This window comes from Plantibacter sp. PA-3-X8 (assembly GCF_003856975.1).
Taxonomy (GTDB): Bacteria; Actinomycetota; Actinomycetes; order Actinomycetales; family Microbacteriaceae; genus Plantibacter; species Plantibacter auratus.
Genome location: NZ_CP033107.1, coordinates 435,413 through 451,848 on the forward strand (window position 1 = coordinate 435,413; position 16,436 = coordinate 451,848).

Below are 16,436 nucleotides of genomic sequence, written 5' to 3' on the forward strand. Positions count from 1 at the left end.
GCGCAGCCCTCGGGGCACCCCACGCCACAGCACCAGGCGTATCCAGAAAGGAACAGACAATGCAGTCGATTCGAAACCGCGCAGCAGGCCGTTCGGCCCGTCGCGCAGCGGCCCTCATCGCCGCAGCAGCCTCCCTCGCCCTCATCGCGACGGGGTGCGCCACCGGCGACTCCGCGGGATCAGGTGGTGGCGGCGGTGCCGCGGAGAGCATCACCTTCATCCCCAAGCAGCTCAACAACCCGTACACGGACGTCGTGCTCGGCGGCGGCAAGGACGGCGCGAAGGCGGCCGGCTTCAGCGCCACCGAGGTCGTCGGCCCGCTCGAGGCGAGCGCGTCCAGCCAGGTGTCGTTCATCAACGCCGAGACCCAGGCCGGCACGAACGTCATCGTCATCGCGGCGAACGACCCCGACGCCGTCTGCCCCGCCCTCAAGGAGGCCCGTGACGGCGGCGCGAAGATCGTCGCGTTCGACTCCGACACCAGCAAGGACTGCCGCGACGTCTTCATCTCCCAGGTCGTCGCCAAGGACGTCGCCCTGATCCAGACGAAGCTCATCTCGGAGCAGATCGGCGGCTCGGGCGAGATCGCGATCCTCTCGGCCACGGCCAACGCGACGAACCAGAACGAGTGGATCAAGTACATGGAGGAGGAGCTCGCCTCCAACCCGGACTACAAGGACATCAAGCTCGTCGCCAAGGTCTACGGTGACGACGACGACACGAAGTCGTTCCAGGAGGCCCAGGGTCTGCTCCAGGCGCACCCGAACCTCAAGGGCATCATCTCGCCCACGACGGTCGGCATCGCCGCGACCGCCCGCTACCTCTCCACCTCGGAGTACAAGGGCAAGGTCGCACTGACCGGCCTCGGCCTCCCGAACGAGATGCGTCCGTTCGTGAAGGACGGCACCGTCACCGCGTTCGCGCTGTGGGACCCGGCTCAGCTCGGCTACGTCGCAGCGTTCGCCGGCAAGGCACTGGCGGAGGGCACGATCACCGGCAAGGAGGGCGACACCTTCGAGGCCGGCGACCTCGGTGAGCGCGAGGTCGGCGCCGACGGCACCGTCATCGTCGGCCCGCCGACCACCTTCGACGCGTCGAACATCGACAAGTACGACTTCTAGGAGTCACCCAGTCACACCCGACTGCCCTGTCTCAGGAACTCCTCGGCGTGCCGCGACCACACCCGGTCGACGCGCCGACGGACTCCTGAGTCAGGGCAGTTTGTCGTCGGCGTCAGGATCGGCGCGCTTCATCTCCAGCTCGAGCTTGCGGATACGCTCGGCGTCCTCGGCGGCCTGGATCTCGCGCTCGAGGGCGGCGAGCTGCTCCTCCGTGCTGCTGACGGCGCGGTCGGGCTGCGACGGCGAGGGCGTCGCGGTCGACGAGGACCCTCGACCCGAACCCCACGAGCCGGACGTCCGCGACTGCTTCCGGCCCCGGCGTTCGGGGAGCTTGATCCGGCTCGTCGACCAGTCCTTGCCGAGCAGGAACCACAGGGCGACGCCGATGAGCGGGATGAAGACGATGAGCAGCACCCACACGATCTTGGGCAGGTTGCGCACGACGGGCTCGGGCTGCCCCACCACGTCGATGAGCGCGATGATCGTGAGGACGATGAGCAGCAACGACAACACGAACATGTCGTCAATCCTAGGCAGACCACCGGTGGGTTCGGCCAGGATGGTCGGATGAAGACCATCCCCCTGCCCCAGACCGACCTGACCGCGTCCAGCATCGTCCTCGGCCTCATGCGGATCGAGGCCCTCGACGACGAGGCCATCCGCACCCTGTTCCACACCGCACGAGACGCCGGCGTCACCGTGTTCGACCACGCCGACATCTACGGCTCGGAGCGTCACGGGTGCGAGCGTCGCTTCGGCGACGCCGTCACCCTCACCGCCGCCGAGCGCGAGCAGGTGCTCATCCAGTCGAAGGTCGGCATCCGCAAGGGCTTCTTCGACTTCTCGGAGGACCACATCCTCCGCACCGTCGACGAGTCGCTCGCCGCCCTCAAGACGGACTACCTCGACCTCCTGCTCCTGCACCGTCCCGACAGCCTCGTCGAGCCGGAAGAGGTCGCGTCGGCGTTCGACACCCTGCAGGCCGCTGGCAAGGTCCGGAACTTCGGCGTCTCGAACCACACACCGGCGCAGGTCGAGCTGCTGAAGGGCTCCGTCGAGCAGCCGCTCATCGTCAACCAGGTGCAGCTGAGCATCACCCACGCCCCGATCATCGCGTCCGGCGTCGCCGCGAACATGGCCGGCCTCGACCAGTCGATCGACCGCGACAACGGAATGCTCGACTACAGCCGCCTGACCGGCATGACCCTGCAGGCGTGGTCGCCGTTCCAGGCCGGCTTCTTCACGGGCGTCTTCATCGGCGACCGCGAGCACTACGCGGAGCTGAACGACGTGCTCGACGAGCTCGCTGCCGCACACGGCGTGACGCCGTCCGGCATCGCGACCGCGTGGATCACCCGGCACCCCGCGAACATCCAGGTCGTGCTCGGCACCACCAAGCCGTCGCGCGTCCAGGAAGCGGCCGCAGGTTCCGACGTGACGCTGTCGCGCGAGGAGTGGTACCGCCTCTTCACCGCCGCGGGCCACACCCTCCCGTAGCGGTCGCCTCCGTCCCGTTCTCAGGACTTCCGCGGCGTGTCGGGCGGAGATCGCCCCACCACACCGGAGGAGTCCTGAGAACGGGACGAGGGTCGCGCCGGGTACGCTCGGAGTGGAATCGGAGGGCAGCATGGCGAAGCACGACATCGGGTTCGCCGCCGTCGCCAGACTCGCCGGCGTCTCGAACGCGACCGTCTCCAACACGCTCAACCGCCCCGAGATCGTCGCCCCCGCCACCCGCGAGCGCGTGCTCGCCGCGATCGAGGAACTCGACTTCGTCCCCAACCGTGCCGCCGCCACCCTGCGGCAGGGCACGAACCGGCTCATCGGTCTCGTCATCCCCGACATCGCGAACCCGTTCTACTCGGCGATCGCCCGCGGGGTCACCGAGGCCGCGGCCGAACACGGCTACACGGTCGCGCTCTGCGTGAGCCATGACGATCCGGACCTCGAACTCCGGCACTTCGAGATGCTCGCCGAGCATCGGGCGGCCGGTGCGCTCGTCGCTCCGCTGACGGCCGACGCCTCCCGACTGGCCCAGCTGCGACGGGTCGGCAGCCGCCTCGTGCTCATGGACCGCACCGCCCCCGAGGGCACCGGCTGCTCCGTCGCGATCGACGACGTGCACGGCGGGGAGCTGGCGGTCGCCCACCTGCTCGCCAGTCCCGCCCCGGCGTCCGATAGGTCGATCGTGCTCGTGAACGGCGACCTGGCGATCCCGCAGTGCGCCGATCGACGCGAGGGTGCCCGGAACGCGTTCATCGCGGCCGGTCTCGACCCCGACGACCTCCGCGAGGTCACCGTGGACGAGATGACCGTCGACTCAGGGCGCATCGCGGGCCGTCGGATCGCGGCCGAGACACCGCGTCCGACCGGCGTGTTCTGCACGAACGACCAGCTCGCGCTCGGCGTCATCAGGGGGTTGAACGACGGTGGTCTCGCGGTGCCTGATGAGGTGTCGGTGGTCGGCTACGGCGATCTCGCGCTCGCGGCCGACGGGCGGGTGCCGCTCACCACGGTCGAGCAGCCGAAGGACGAACTCGGGCGCGTGGCCGTCGAGATCCTCCTGGCCGAGCTGGGCGCCGACCGCGCTGCGCACGAGCACGTCACCCGGACGCTCGAGCCGCATCTCGTCGTCCGCGAGTCCGCTCCCCTGCCGGCCTGAGCAGCGGCGAGGCTGGACGCGGCGGTGACGCCCGGGTACAGTCGTCACCAGTATTTAATCGATTAAATATCCCCGTACCCGCACCCACCAAGGATCGACGATGACCCACACTGCAGCAGCCGTCCACCCGCTCCTCACCCCGAAGGCACGGCGGAAGCCCCGCATCGGCCTCGTCGCCGGCGGCCTCGGCACCTACTGGCCGCAGTTCCCGGAGTTGCTCCCCCAGCTCCAGGCGTCGGCCCGGTACGTCTCGGAACGCTTCCAGCAGATGGACGCCGAGGTCGTCGACGTCGGCTTCATCTCGGACGCGCAGGAGGGCGACGCCGCGGCGGAACAGCTCCGACAGGGCGACTGCGACCTCATCGTCCTGTTCCTCACCACCTACCTCACCTCCTCGATGGTCCTGCCGATCGCCCGGCGCGCGAACACCCCGGTCCTCGTCATCGACCTGCAGCCGACCGAGCGGATGGACCACGCGAGCTTCGACACCGGCGCCTGGCTCGCCTACTGCGGGCAGTGCCCGGTACCCGAGGTCGGCAACGTCTTCCGTCGGGCGGGCATCCCGTTCCGCTCGGTGTCGGGCTGGCTGCGTCAGGAGTCGGCGTGGGATCGGATCTCGCAGTGGATCCGGGCGGCGCACGTCCGCGCAGCCCTCCGTCACGCCCGTCACGGCCTCATGGGCCACGTCTACCCCGGCATGCTCGACGTCTCCACCGACCTCACCCTGCTGCCGACCACCTTCGGCTCGCACGTCGAGGTCGTGGAGTTCGACGACCTCCGCGTCCTCGTCGACGACGTGACCGACGCCGAGGTCGCCGACCGCATGGCCCTCGCCAGGGAGATCTTCACCCTCGACGACACGGTGGTCGAGGACGACTTCGCGTGGGGAGCGAAGGTGTCGGTCGGGCTCGACCGGCTCGTCGACGAGTTCGCGCTCGACAGTCTCGCCTACTACCACCGCGGTCGCGACGGCGAACAGCACGAGCGACTCGGCGCCGGCATGATCCTCGGCGCGTCCCTCCTCACCGCTCGCGGCATCCCCACGACCGGCGAGTACGAGCTGCGGACGACGGTCGCACAGCTCGCGACCCAGGTCGTCGGCGCCGGTGGGTCGTTCTGCGAGATCCAGGCGCTGGACTTCGAGGACGAGGTCGTCGAGATGGGACACGACGGACCGGCGCACCTCGCCGTCAGCTCCCGCGACCCGCTGCTGCGCGGGCTCGGGGTCTATCACGGCAAGCGCGGGTGGGGTGTGAGCGTCGAGTTCGACGTGCGGCATGGGCCGGTCACGCTGCTCGGGTTGGGGCAGGACCGCGACGGCTCGCTCGCCTTCGTCGCGTCGGAGGGCGAGGTCGTCCCCGGCCCGCTGCTCGCGATCGGCAACACGACGAGCCGTGTCGACTTCGGGCGTGACCCGGGTGTCTGGGTGGACGAGTGGAGCGCGACCGGTATCGGTCACCACTGGTCGCTGTCGCTCGGACACCGGGCGGCGGACTACCGGGCTGCGGCGAGCCTGCTGGGGATCGACTTCCGCCAGGTATGAGGCGCCGTCGGCCCCTGAACCCAACCCGGCCCCTGAGCCCAACCCGGTCCCTGAGCCTGTCGAAGGGCAGTCGCGACCGGACGGATCAGAGCACGGCGCGAAGACGCTCCACAGCGGGCTCGACGACGGCGATCGGCGCCGGCCGCTGCAACCCGGCCAGGGCGACGGCGAGCCGACGGGTGGCACGATCGACATCGCCACCACCCGCACCGAGCTCGCGGATCGGGGCGAGTAGTGCCGCCCGTCGCAACCAGGGCTCGTCCTGCATCCACCGGTCGAGGACGGTCTCGGCCTTGGCTCGGGCCGTCCCGTCGAGGCGTTCCAGGAGCGGTCCGATGACGTCGGTGGCCAGCGGGTCGGCGAGCTGGGGAACCCGACCGGCGCGGACGAAGCCTTCGATCCTCGTCAGGTCGGTGTGCCTGAGTACCGCGACGCTCGACTGCAGGAGGACGATCGCGGCGAGCCGACGCTCGAAGACCGGCACGGCCCACAGCTCCGAGGCGAGGGCTGCCAGCTCGTCGTGCTCCAGTCCGCGGAACTTCCGGAGGGCGTCGCGCACGGTCCCGCGCACGGCCCCGACGGATGAACCGTAGGACCGGAGCCCGTCGCCGAGCCGCTCGGCGACGTCCGCTGCGCGGTAGCCGTCGCCCTCGTATTGGAGCGCCGCGTCGATGAACTCCCCCGCAGCACTCATCCCACCATTCTCACCCCTGGCGCCGGGTACGGTGGAGCGATGACCGTCGTGATCGTGGGACTCGGACAGCTCGGCTCGGACGTCGCCGGGAGGCTCCTGGCCCGAGGCGAGGACGTCGTCGGCGTGAAGCGCACGGCGCCCGAGTCGAACCCGATCCCTGAGCCGAACCCGGCGCGCGAGTCGGTCAAGGGGCGCTTCACCCTCCAGCTCCGCGACATCACGACCTCCGCCCCCGACCTTCCTGCGGACACGACGGCGATCGTGGTGGCCCTTGCGCCGCGGGCACGCTCGGTCGAGGCCTATGACGCCCTCTACCGCGACGGTGTCGGGCATCTCGTGAGCGCGGTCGCCGCACTCCCCGGCACCCCGCCGCGCATCCTGTTCGTGTCGTCGACCGCGGTGTGGGGCGAGGACGGCGGGGAGAGGATCGACGACACCACGCCGGCCGTCCCGACCACCGGCACCGCGCGCGCCCTGCTCGCAGCCGAGGAGGCCGTCCTCGCCGCCGTGCCCGAGGCGAGCGCCATCCGCTTCGGCGGCCTCTACGGTCCGACGTCCACGATGTTCGTCGACCAGGTCCGCGACGGCCGTGTCACCCGGCCCTCCGGCTGGACCAATCGCATCCACCGCGACGACGCCGCGGGTGTGATCGTGCACCTGCTCGACCTGTCGGCGGCATCACTCCCGCCGGTCGTGGCGGGCATCGACGAGGAGCCGGTCCTGCTGTCGACGGTGGCCGACTTCCTCGCCGATCGACTCGGCGTCGCTCCCCCGACGCTCGACGACGCCGGTCGCACCCCGGAAGAACCGCACCGCGGCAAGCGCATCATGGCAGCCGCCCTCCGCGACACCGGATTCACCTACCATTACCCCACCTACCGCGAGGGCTACTCGGCGCAGCTCCCCTGATCGGACGACCGGAGCGGATCACGGCTGCTTCGTCACCTCGGCCATCGCCCGTCGCCCGGACGGTACGAGCACGGCGACGGCGAGCACCACGAAGGTGAGCACACCGGCGACGACGAGGAGCAGTTCGACGGACACGACGTCGGCGAGCGGTCCGAACACGATCATCCCGAGGGGCATCGACACCGCCATGACGATGCCGACGAAGCCGAACACGCGACCCTGCCGCTCCGGTTGGACGCGCTCCTGCAGCAGGGTCATCGACGTCGTCGAGAAGAACGGCACAGCGATCCCGAGCAGGAACATGAAGCCGAAGAAGACCCAGAGGTTGGTCGAGAGTCCGAGCCCGATGGACAGCGCCCCGAACACCACCGAGGACCCGACGATGAGGAGCACGCGGTTCTTGGTGCCGCCCCAGATCGCGATGATCGCTCCGCCGCCGACCATGCCGACGCTGAAGGCGAGTTCGTTCACGGTGAGCATCCAGACCTCGTCGCCGAAGGTGCGGGCGATCATGAGCGGCGTGAGGTAGGACGGCGCGACGACCAGCAGGAACACGATCGCGAAGAGGATGAGCAGCCAGCGCACGAAGCCGTGGTGCCAGACGTAGCGCACGCCCTCGGTGAGGTCGGCGAAGTAGCCGGGGCGCTCGCCCGACCGCACGAGCGTCCGCACCGGTACGAGCAGCAGCAGCCCGATCCCGATGGCGGCCGTGACGACGTCGACGAAGAAGATCGCGACGAGCGACGCACTCGCGTACAGCGCGCCGGCCGCAGCCGGGGCGACGAGCATCATCGCCGACTGGATGGATCCGTTGATGCCGTTGACCCGCATGAGCTTGTCGGTCGGCGTGATCTGCGGGATGAGCGCGGAGACCGCCGGCATCTGGATGCCCGCGCCGACCGAGCGGATCGCGAGCGTGAGGAAGATGAGCCAGAGGTCGGCGGCGCCGTTGATGAGGAAGATCGCGAGCGCGAGGGTCGTGATGGCGATCGAGCCGTCGGCCGCGATGATGAGCAGTTTGCGGTTCATGCGGTCGGCCCACACCCCGCCGAAGATCGACACGATCGCCTGCGGCAGGAACCCCGCGACGGCGGCGAACGCGAGCACGACTCCGGACTTCGTCTCGAGCGTGAGGTGCCACATGATCGCGTACTGCACGAGCATCGAGCCGAACAGCGAGACCGTCTGTCCGGACAGGAACACCGCGACGTCGCGACGCCAGCGCGGGCTCTCCGAGGCGACGGTCGTCTCCTCCGAACCGTCGGAACCGTCGATCGTGGGTGCATCGGGTGGCGCGTCATCGGCAGCCATGGGTCCACGCTAGGGAGTTCGCTCCGAGGTGTCCAGGGGTGATCGGCGCGGACGACGGGCGCGCCCTGACCGTCGAACGGTCGATGCACCCTGTCCAGACCTTCAGACATCCGGGCAGTCGGTCCGTTGACCCGCGGCCGATCGCCCGGATACGCTGCTTGCGATCCTCTGAATCGATTCAGAGTGTCCGTGACACCGAACCGAAAGGTACGCCTCGATGACGAGTGCCCGACCCCTGCACCGCGTGTGCTTCCAGCTCCAGGTCAAACCCGAACGCCTTGCGGAGTACCGCGAACGCCATGCCGCCGTCTGGCCGGACATGCTGCAAGCCCTCGCCGACACGGGCTGGCACAACTACTCGCTCTTCGTCCGCGACGACGGCCTCCTCATCGGGTACTTCGAGACGGCATCCCTCGAAGCAGCCCAGGCCGGCATGGCCGAGACCGAGGTCAACGCGCGCTGGCAGGCCGAGATGGGTGAGTTCTTCGTCGACCTCGACCTCCCGCCGGACCAGGGCTTCCTCCAGCTCACCGAGGTGTTCCACCTCGAGGACCAGCTCGCGACCCTCCACGAGTAGCGACATTGAAACGATTCACGTATGCTGCAACCAGCGCCGTGAGCGCGCCCCAGACCACCGGAACACGCACAGAGAAGTGACCATGACCAGTTTCGACACCATCACCCCGCTGCTCGAGAAGCAGGCCATCGAACTCCCCTCCTGGGCGTTCGGCAACTCCGGCACCCGCTTCAAGGTGTTCACGACGCCCGGCACCCCGCGGACGCCGGAGGAGAAGATCGCCGACGCCGCCAAGGTGCACGAGTTCACGGCCCTCGCGCCGAAGGTCGCACTCCACATCCCGTGGGACCTCGTGGACGACTTCAGCGCACTCCGTCGCTACGCCGAGGACCACGGCGTCGCGCTCGGCACGATCAACTCGAACACCTTCCAGGATGAGGACTACAAGTTCGGCAGCCTGACCCACAGCAACCCGGTGATCCGTCAGAAGGCGATCGACCACCACTTCGCCTGCATCGACGTCATGCACGCGACCGGCTCGCAGGACCTCAAGATCTGGCTCGCCGACGGCAGCAACTACCCGGGCCAGCAGGACATCCGCGGACGGCAGGACCGCCTGGCCGACTCGCTCCAGCAGATCTACGCCCGCCTCGGCGAGGAGCAGCGACTCGTGCTCGAGTACAAGTTCTTCGAGCCGGCGTTCTATCACACCGACGTCCCCGACTGGGGAACGTCCTACGCCCAGGTGGCCCAGCTCGGCGACCAGGCCCTCGTCTGCCTCGACACCGGCCACCACGCGCCTGGCACGAACATCGAGTTCATCGTCGCCCAGCTCCTGCGCCTCGGGAAGCTCGGCTCGTTCGACTTCAACTCGCGCTTCTACGCCGACGACGACCTCATCGTGGGTGCAGCCGACCCGTTCCAGCTGTTCCGGATCCTCTATGAGGTCGTCCGCGGCGGCGGCCTCGACGACGACTCGCCGGTCGCGTTCATGCTCGACCAGTGCCACAACGTGGAGGACAAGATCCCCGGGCAGATCCGCTCGGTGCTGAACGTGCAGGAGATGACCGCGCGCGCACTGCTCGTCGACCGCGACGCACTGACCGCGGCGCAGGAGGCCGGTGACGTCCTCGGCGCGAACGGCATCCTCATGGACGCGTTCTACACCGACGTCCGCGGACCGCTCGCCGCCTGGCGCGAGAGCCGCGGTCTGCCGGCCGACCCGTTCGGCGCCTACCTGGCCTCGGGCTACCAGCAGCAGATCGCCGAGGAGCGCGTCGGCGGGACCCAGGCGAGCTGGGGCGCGTAGGCACACCCGAACACGAGGAAGCCCCGCGACCATCCCGGTCGCGGGGCTTCGGACGTTCACAACTCAGGACGCGCGCGGCGTGTCACCCCGGGCGCGCCGGCCGAGTTCGCCGACGCGCCGGAACGGACCTGAATTGCGAGCCGACCGAGCCGACTACTTCGCGAGGAAGGCGAGCAGCTGCTCGTTGACCTCCCGGTAGTGGGTCCAGAGCATGCCGTGCGGCGCGCCCTCGATCTCGACGTACTCGGCGGAGGGCAGCGCCTTGGCGAACACGCGACCGGTGGAGTCGATCGGCAGGACGCGGTCGCCGGTGCCGTGCACGATGAGCGACGGGACGTCGATCTTCGCGACGTCGGCCCGGAAGTCGGTCAGCCAGGTCGGCTGCGCAGCGACCGAGGCGTACGGCGACGCGTTGTAGGCGAGCTGCGTGTTGGCCCGCAGCGCCTCCTCGCTCAGGCGCGAGCCGAGGTTCTCGTCCGTGTTGAAGAAGTTCTCGAAGAAGCTGGTGAAGAACGCGTAGCGGTCGTCGGTGACGGCCTCGAGGAGCCCGTCGAACACGTCCTGCGGGACACCCGTCGGGTTGTCGTCGGTCTGCAGCAGGTAGGGCTCGAGCGATCCGAGGAAGACGGCCTTCGCGACGCGCTCCGAGCCGTAGGTGCCGAGGTAGCGACCGACCTCGCCGGTGCCCATCGAGAAGCCGACGAGGACCGCGTCGTGGAGGTCGAGCCCGTCGACGACGGCCTTGAGGTCGGCGGCGAAGGTGTCGTAGTCGTAGCCCTCGGTGGGCTTGGAGGACTTGCCGAAGCCGCGGCGGTCGTAGGTGATGACGCGGTAGCCGGCGTCGAGGAGCACCGCGGTCTGCTTCTCCCACGACGAGCCGTCGAGGGGGTAGCCGTGGATGAGGACGACGGGCTGGCCGCTGCCGTGATCCTCGACGTAGAGCTCCACGGACGTGCTGTTCTCGGTTCCGACGGTGATGAACGACATGGTTCGATTCCTTTCGTCTTCGGCGTCCGGACTCGTCGCCCGGTTCCACGCCCCGATTTGAGAACGATCGTTCTCTTCGGTGTCCATCAGCATAGGGAACGATCGTTCTCAATGCAAGTACACTGATGGAATGACCAGCGAACAGACGATGACGATCGCGTCGCCGAGCCCGGCGGCCGCACCCGCGACACCGGCCTCCGTGCGCGACATCATCGTCGACGCCGCCGACCGCCTGTACTACGCGAAGGGCATCCAGTCCGTCGGCATGGACGAACTGCGTTCGGCGGCCGGCGTGTCGTTGAAGCGCCTGTACTCGGAGTTCCCGAGCAAGGAGGACATCGTCCTCGCGGTCATGGAGCGCCGACACGAGCTCTGGACCACCGGCGTCAGCGCGCTCGTGGACGACGCGGAGACGCCCCGCGACCGACTCCTCGCGATCTACGACTACCTGGCCGGCTGGTTCAGTGACGACTCGTTCCGCGGCTGCGGGTTCATCAACGCCTTCGGGGAGCTCGGGGGCGTCTCGCCGGCGGTCGCCACCATCACCCGCGAACACAAGGCGTCCTTCCAGGACTACGTCGCCGACCTCGTCGCCGACGCCGGCGCTCCGGCATCGCTCGCCCCCCAGCTCGCGATCCTCGCCGAGGGCGCCCAGACCACCGCCGCCATCACGGGCTCCCCCGAGGCCGCGTTGCACGCTCGTCGCGCCGCCGAGACGCTCATCGACGCCGCCTCCTGAATCACCCGTGCGCTCGTGATGCACGGCGGTCCGTAACTCAGGACGCTCGCGGCCCGTCGCGCACGCCACGCCGCGTCGCTCGACCGACGCGCCGGACGCCTCCTGAATTGTGAACCAGACCGGTGTCCTCCCCTCGCTGTGACATCCTGTTGAGAGGGACACGAACGGACACGTCCGACACCGATGGACAGGGGCGACATGGCCACGACCGGCACGCTCGGCGCCGAGGAACGACGGACCCGACTGACGGCGATCCTCGAACGTGACGGCAGCATCCGCCTCGACGACGCGGCTGCGGAGCTCGACGTGTCCTCGATGACCGTGCGACGCGACCTCGCCGACCTCGAGCAGCTCGGCCTGGTGCGGCGCGTCCGGGGTGGCGCCATCCCGACCCTGCGACCGAGGACCTTCACCGAACGGTCCGCGACGGGTGTCCGCGAGAAGGGCGCCATCGTCGAGAAGCTCCGGTCGCTCATCCCGACGGACGGCGCGATCGCGATCGACGCCTCCAGCACGGCCGGCGGCATCAGTCGACTGCTCGGCGAGTCGACCCTCACGGTGGCGACCAACTCCTACCCGAACTTCATCCTCGCCGGCGCGAACCGCGAGGTCACCGCGATCCTCGTCGGCGGCCAAGCCGAGTCGCGCACCGACAGCTTCATCGGTCCCATCGCCTGCCAGGCGGCGTCGTCGGTGCTCTACCGGCGCTTCTTCCTGTCGGCCGCCGCCATCGACCCGACCGTCGGCAGCTCGGAGGTCACCCTCGAAGAAGCGCAGGTCAAGCAGGCGTTCGCCCGCGCCTCCGACGAGACGATCCTCGTCGCCGCGTCCTCGAAGCTGGGACAGCGTGCGATGGCAGTCGGCTTCGCCCTGGCGGACATCGACCTCCTCGTCACGGAACTCGACCCCGCCGACCCTGCGCTCGACGCCTACCGCGACGCCGTCGAACTCCTCTGAGCACCAGGCCCCGCACGTCCCGTTCTCAGGACTCACCGCGCGCGTCGCTCCGCGACGACCGCAACGCGCCGAGGCTCTCCTGAGATCGGGACATCCGCCATTGCGACATCTGTGACTTCTTGTCATACTTAACACGATTGAACACCGGGCACGGACGTGCCCCGACGAAGGAGTGCGAATGTCCGTGAACCCAACCGCTGCCGAGCTCATCGCCCGCAGCAACCGCCTCGGGAGCGACCCGAAGAACACCAACTACGCCGGCGGCAACACCTCGGCCAAGGGCACCGAGATCGACCCCGTCACGGGCGAGCCGGTCGAGCTCCTCTGGGTCAAGGGCTCCGGCGGCGACCTCGGCACGCTGAAGCCCGAGGGTCTCGCGGTCCTCCGCCTCGACCGCATGCGCGCCCTGCAGGACGTCTACCCCGGCCTCGACCGCGAGGACGAGATGGTCGCCGCCTTCGACTACACCCTGCACGGCAAGGGTGGCGCGGCCCCGTCGATCGACACCGCCATGCACGGCCTCGTCGACGCGGCCCACGTCGACCACCTGCACCCCGACTCCGGCATCGCCATCGCGACCGCCGCCGACGGCCCCGAACTCACCGCGAAGATCTTCGGCGACAAGGTCGTGTGGGTCCCGTGGCGTCGCCCCGGCTTCCAGCTCGGCCTCGACATCGCTGCCATCAAGGCCGACAACCCGCAGGCCATCGGAACCATCCTCGGCGGGCACGGCATCACCGCCTGGGGCGACACCTCCGACGAGGCCGAGGCGAACTCGCTGTGGATCATCGACACCGCGGCCGCCTACATCGAGACGAACTCCCGCCCCGAGCCCTTCGGTCCGCCGCTCGACGGCTACGCAGCCCTGCCCGAGGCCGAGCGTCGTGCGAAGGCGGCGGCCCTCGCGCCCACCATCCGCGGGCTCGCCTCCGCCGACCGCCCCGTCGTCGGCCACTTCACCGACAGCCCCGAGGTCCTCGACTTCCTGGCCTCGGCGGAGCACCCGCGTCTCACCGCACTGGGCACGAGCTGCCCCGACCACTTCCTCCGCACCAAGGTGAAGCCACTCACGGTCGACCTGCCCGCCACGGCGAGCGTCGAGGAGGTCATCGAGCGCCTCGGCACCCTGCACGAGGCCTACCGCGAGGACTACCAGGCCTACTACGACCGCCACGCCACGGCCGACAGCCCGGCGATCCGCGGCGCCGACCCCCTCATCGTCCTCGTCCCCGGCGTCGGCATGTTCAGCTTCGGCAAGGACAAGCAGACCGCCCGCGTCGCCGGCGAGTTCTACGTCAACGCCATCAACGTCATGCGCGGGGCCGAGGGGCTCTCCACGTACGCGCCGATCGACGAGGCCGAGAAGTTCGCGATCGAGTACTGGGCCCTCGAGGAGGCGAAGCTGCAGCGTCAGCCTGCGCCGAAGCCACTCGCGACCCGCATCGCGCTCGTCACCGGTGCCGCATCCGGCATCGGCAAGGCCATCGCCACGCGTCTCGTCGCGGAGGGCGCGGTCGTCGCGATCGCCGACCTCTCGCTCGAGAAGGCACAGGCCGCAGCGGCCGAGCTCGGCTCGACGGACGTCGCTATCGGGATCGCCGCCGACGTCTCGAACGAAGCCGCCGTCCAAGCCGCGATCGACGAGACCGTCCTCGCCTTCGGTGGGCTCGACCTCGTCGTCAACAACGCCGGTCTCTCGCTCTCCAAGTCGCTCCTCGAGACCACCGAGGCCGACTGGGACCTCCAGCACAACGTCATGGCGAAGGGCTCGTTCCTCGTCTCGAAGGCCGCCGCACGCGTGCTCATCGACCAGAAGCTGGGCGGCGACATCGTCTACATCTCGTCGAAGAACTCCGTGTTCGCGGGCCCGAACAACATCGCCTACTCCGCGACGAAGGCCGACCAGGCCCACCAGGTCCGCCTCCTCGCCGCGGAGCTCGGCGAGTACGGTGTGAAGGTGAACGGCATCAACCCCGACGGCGTCGTCCGCGGCTCCGGCATCTTCGCCTCGGGCTGGGGCGCGAACCGCGCGAAGACGTACGGCATCGACGAGCAGGACCTCGGCAAGTTCTACGCGCAGCGCACCATCCTCAAGCGCGAGGTCGTCCCCGAGAACGTCGCGAACGCGGTCTTCGCGATCTGCACGAGCGACTTCAGCCACACGACCGGACTGCACATCCCCGTCGACGCGGGCGTGGCCGCAGCCTTCCTGCGATGAGTGCGGCAGGCCGGAGCGGCACCGTCGCGGCGGTCGACCTCGGGGCCACGAGCGGGCGGGTCATGCTCGGCCACGTCGGCCCCGGCGAGCTGCGCCTCGTGCCGGTCGCCCGGTTCCCGAACACGCCCGTCCGCACGCCGGACGGCCTGCACTGGAACATCCTCGAGCTGTACCGCTCGATCATCGCGGGGCTGTCGGGCGCAGCGAAGCAGGAGCCACACCTCGCGAGCATCGGCATCGACTCGTGGGCGGTCGACTACGGCCTCCTCCGGCAGGGGCGCCTCCTCGGCGCACCGTTCCACTACCGCGACGAACGGACGGCGGCAGGCGTCGAGGCGGTCCACGGAACGGTCCCCTTCGCCGACCTCTACCGCGTGAACGGCCTGCAGTTCCTGCCGTTCAACACCGTCTACCAGCTCGCGACCGAGCGCGACGCCGGCATGCTCGACGTGGCCGACACCGCGCTCCTGGTGCCCGACCTCATCGCGCACTGGCTGACCGGTGCCCGCGTCGCCGAGGCCACCAACGCGTCGACCACCGGCCTCGTCCGCGCCGGCGAACCGACCAGGTGGGACGCCGGACTCCTCACCCGACTCGGCATCCCGGCGGCCGTCCTCCCGCCCATCGTCCAGCCGGGCGATCGCATCGGGACGCTCCTCGAAGCGGTCGCCGCCGAGGTCGGCCTGCCCTCGTCCACACCCGTCACCGCCATCGGTTCACACGACACGGCCTCGGCGGTCGTCGCCGTCCCGATGACGACCCCGGACGCCGCCTACATCTCGTGCGGCACCTGGGGACTCGTCGGGGTCGAGCTCGAACGCCCGGTCCTCACCGAGGCGAGTCGAGCGGCGAACTTCACGAACGAGGGCGGCGTCGACGGACGCACCCGCTTCCTGCACAACGTGATGGGACTCTGGCTCCTGAGCGAATCGGTGCGCACCTGGGAGCGCGGTGGCGAGACGATCGACCTGCCCGGGCTCATCGCCCAGGCCGCCGCGGTCGACGCACCCGTCTCGGTGTTCGATGCGAACGACCCCCGGTTCCTCGCCCCCGGCGACCTGCCGGCGCGCATCGCCGAGTTCCTCATCGAGCACGGGCGGGCGGTCCCGCAGTCCCGTGCCGAGTTCGTCCGGTGCATCATCGAGAGCCTGGCGCAGGCGTTCGCGGATGCGGTCCACACGGCCTCCGAGCTGTCCGGGGTCCAGGTGCGCGCGATCCACGTCGTCGGCGGCGGATCGCAGAACACGCTCCTGTGCCAGCTGACGGCCGACCGAGCGGGGATCCCCGTCATCGCCGGCCCGGTCGAAGCGACGGCGTTGGGGAACGCCCTCGTCCAGGCCAGGGCGGTGGGGATCATCGACGGCGACCTCGAGACCCTGCGCGCCCTCGTCGCCCGTTCCTTCGAGCCGACCCACTACGAGCCGCGCAAGCCTGCCGGCTCCACGTCCGTCAGCCGGTAGCGTCGCAGC

The 16,436-nt window shown here is 69.6% G+C and carries 15 protein-coding genes; 11 read left to right on the forward strand and 4 right to left on the reverse strand.

Annotated features, from left to right (window positions below):
• Nucleotides 1-59 precede the first annotated feature (59 nt).
• Complete coding sequence (gene rhaS, locus EAO79_RS02135) at nt 60-1,121, forward strand: rhamnose ABC transporter substrate-binding protein (protein WP_085514253.1); 1,062 nt, start codon at nt 60-62, stop codon at nt 1,119-1,121.
• 90 nt (nt 1,122-1,211) lie between these two features.
• On the opposite strand, the gene EAO79_RS02140 is transcribed toward rhaS, so the two are convergent.
• Entirely contained in the window at nt 1,212-1,640 is a 429-nt protein-coding gene (locus EAO79_RS02140; RefSeq protein WP_124767614.1) for a PLD nuclease N-terminal domain-containing protein, read from the reverse strand.
• Between the two features lie 48 nt (nt 1,641-1,688).
• On the opposite strand from EAO79_RS02140, the gene EAO79_RS02145 reads away from it, so the two are divergent.
• From EAO79_RS02145 to EAO79_RS02155, 3 genes are all read left to right on the forward strand, one after another.
• Nucleotides 1,689-2,618: an aldo/keto reductase family oxidoreductase gene (locus EAO79_RS02145; protein WP_124767615.1), complete on the forward strand. Its 930-nt coding sequence runs from the start codon at nt 1,689-1,691 to the stop codon at nt 2,616-2,618.
• A gap of 130 nt (nt 2,619-2,748) precedes the next feature.
• A complete protein-coding gene (locus tag EAO79_RS02150; RefSeq protein ID WP_124767616.1) occupies nt 2,749-3,783 on the forward strand; it encodes a LacI family DNA-binding transcriptional regulator in 1,035 nt (344 codons plus the stop codon).
• A gap of 100 nt (nt 3,784-3,883) precedes the next feature.
• Nucleotides 3,884-5,326 (forward strand): L-fucose/L-arabinose isomerase family protein, encoded by a 1,443-nt coding sequence (locus tag EAO79_RS02155; protein ID WP_124767617.1) that lies wholly within the window; start codon nt 3,884-3,886, stop codon nt 5,324-5,326.
• A gap of 85 nt (nt 5,327-5,411) precedes the next feature.
• Here the strand turns inward: EAO79_RS02155 and EAO79_RS02160 are convergent, their stop codons facing one another.
• Entirely contained in the window at nt 5,412-6,020 is a 609-nt protein-coding gene (locus EAO79_RS02160; RefSeq protein WP_124767618.1) for a DNA alkylation repair protein, read from the reverse strand.
• Between the two features lie 39 nt (nt 6,021-6,059).
• On the opposite strand from EAO79_RS02160, the gene EAO79_RS02165 reads away from it, so the two are divergent.
• Nucleotides 6,060-6,929, forward strand: coding sequence for an NAD-dependent epimerase/dehydratase family protein (locus EAO79_RS02165; protein WP_124767619.1), 870 nt, complete (start codon nt 6,060-6,062; stop codon nt 6,927-6,929).
• A gap of 18 nt (nt 6,930-6,947) precedes the next feature.
• On the opposite strand, the gene EAO79_RS02170 is transcribed toward EAO79_RS02165, so the two are convergent.
• Nucleotides 6,948-8,240 carry an MFS transporter gene (locus tag EAO79_RS02170; protein ID WP_124767620.1) on the reverse strand — a complete coding sequence of 431 codons (1,293 nt, stop codon included), beginning with the start codon at nt 8,238-8,240 and terminating at the stop codon, nt 6,948-6,950.
• 217 nt (nt 8,241-8,457) lie between these two features.
• Here EAO79_RS02170 and EAO79_RS02175 point away from each other — a divergent pair, with 217 nt between their 5' ends.
• Nucleotides 8,458-8,817, forward strand: a complete 360-nt coding sequence (locus EAO79_RS02175; RefSeq protein WP_164486874.1) for an L-rhamnose mutarotase — start codon at nt 8,458-8,460, stop codon at nt 8,815-8,817.
• Nucleotides 8,818-8,899: 82 nt separating this feature from the next.
• Nucleotides 8,900-10,066 carry an L-rhamnose isomerase gene (gene rhaI, locus EAO79_RS02180; protein ID WP_201299329.1) on the forward strand — a complete coding sequence of 389 codons (1,167 nt, stop codon included), beginning with the start codon at nt 8,900-8,902 and terminating at the stop codon, nt 10,064-10,066.
• 153 nt (nt 10,067-10,219) lie between these two features.
• On the opposite strand, the gene EAO79_RS02185 is transcribed toward rhaI, so the two are convergent.
• A complete protein-coding gene (locus EAO79_RS02185) occupies nt 10,220-11,053 on the reverse strand; it encodes an alpha/beta fold hydrolase (protein ID WP_124767622.1) in 834 nt (277 codons plus the stop codon).
• Nucleotides 11,054-11,201: 148 nt separating this feature from the next.
• On the opposite strand from EAO79_RS02185, the gene EAO79_RS02190 reads away from it, so the two are divergent.
• From EAO79_RS02190 to EAO79_RS02205, 4 genes are all read left to right on the forward strand, one after another.
• On the forward strand, nt 11,202-11,792 hold the full coding sequence (locus EAO79_RS02190; RefSeq protein ID WP_124770034.1) for a TetR/AcrR family transcriptional regulator: 591 nt from the start codon (nt 11,202-11,204) through the stop codon (nt 11,790-11,792).
• A gap of 198 nt (nt 11,793-11,990) precedes the next feature.
• Nucleotides 11,991-12,749 carry a DeoR/GlpR family DNA-binding transcription regulator gene (locus tag EAO79_RS02195; protein WP_124767623.1) on the forward strand — a complete coding sequence of 253 codons (759 nt, stop codon included), beginning with the start codon at nt 11,991-11,993 and terminating at the stop codon, nt 12,747-12,749.
• A 178-nt stretch (nt 12,750-12,927) separates the two neighbouring features.
• Nucleotides 12,928-14,967, forward strand: a complete 2,040-nt coding sequence (locus tag EAO79_RS02200; RefSeq protein WP_124767624.1) for a bifunctional aldolase/short-chain dehydrogenase — start codon at nt 12,928-12,930, stop codon at nt 14,965-14,967.
• A complete protein-coding gene (locus EAO79_RS02205; protein ID WP_124767625.1) occupies nt 14,964-16,427 on the forward strand; it encodes a rhamnulokinase family protein in 1,464 nt (487 codons plus the stop codon). The genes EAO79_RS02200 and EAO79_RS02205 overlap by 4 nt, the downstream gene beginning before the upstream one ends.
• The last annotated feature ends 9 nt before the right edge of the window (nt 16,428-16,436 follow it).

Excerpts from the sequence above, each read along its gene's own strand:
- rhaS (WP_085514253.1), top strand. The coding sequence starts at position 60 with ATGCAGTCGATTCGAAACCGCGCAGCAGGCCGTTCGGCCCGTCGCGCA.
- EAO79_RS02140 (WP_124767614.1), bottom strand. The coding sequence starts at position 1,640 with ATGTTCGTGTTGTCGTTGCTGCTCATCGTCCTCACGATCATCGCGCTC.
- EAO79_RS02145 (WP_124767615.1), top strand. The coding sequence starts at position 1,689 with ATGAAGACCATCCCCCTGCCCCAGACCGACCTGACCGCGTCCAGCATC.
- EAO79_RS02150 (WP_124767616.1), top strand. The coding sequence starts at position 2,749 with ATGGCGAAGCACGACATCGGGTTCGCCGCCGTCGCCAGACTCGCCGGC.
- EAO79_RS02155 (WP_124767617.1), top strand. The coding sequence starts at position 3,884 with ATGACCCACACTGCAGCAGCCGTCCACCCGCTCCTCACCCCGAAGGCA.
- EAO79_RS02160 (WP_124767618.1), bottom strand. The coding sequence starts at position 6,020 with ATGAGTGCTGCGGGGGAGTTCATCGACGCGGCGCTCCAATACGAGGGC.
- EAO79_RS02165 (WP_124767619.1), top strand. The coding sequence starts at position 6,060 with ATGACCGTCGTGATCGTGGGACTCGGACAGCTCGGCTCGGACGTCGCC.
- EAO79_RS02170 (WP_124767620.1), bottom strand. The coding sequence starts at position 8,240 with ATGGCTGCCGATGACGCGCCACCCGATGCACCCACGATCGACGGTTCC.
- EAO79_RS02175 (WP_164486874.1), top strand. The coding sequence starts at position 8,458 with ATGACGAGTGCCCGACCCCTGCACCGCGTGTGCTTCCAGCTCCAGGTC.
- rhaI (WP_201299329.1), top strand. The coding sequence starts at position 8,900 with ATGACCAGTTTCGACACCATCACCCCGCTGCTCGAGAAGCAGGCCATC.
- EAO79_RS02185 (WP_124767622.1), bottom strand. The coding sequence starts at position 11,053 with ATGTCGTTCATCACCGTCGGAACCGAGAACAGCACGTCCGTGGAGCTC.
- EAO79_RS02190 (WP_124770034.1), top strand. The coding sequence starts at position 11,202 with ATGACGATCGCGTCGCCGAGCCCGGCGGCCGCACCCGCGACACCGGCC.
- EAO79_RS02195 (WP_124767623.1), top strand. The coding sequence starts at position 11,991 with ATGGCCACGACCGGCACGCTCGGCGCCGAGGAACGACGGACCCGACTG.
- EAO79_RS02200 (WP_124767624.1), top strand. The coding sequence starts at position 12,928 with ATGTCCGTGAACCCAACCGCTGCCGAGCTCATCGCCCGCAGCAACCGC.
- EAO79_RS02205 (WP_124767625.1), top strand. The coding sequence starts at position 14,964 with ATGAGTGCGGCAGGCCGGAGCGGCACCGTCGCGGCGGTCGACCTCGGG.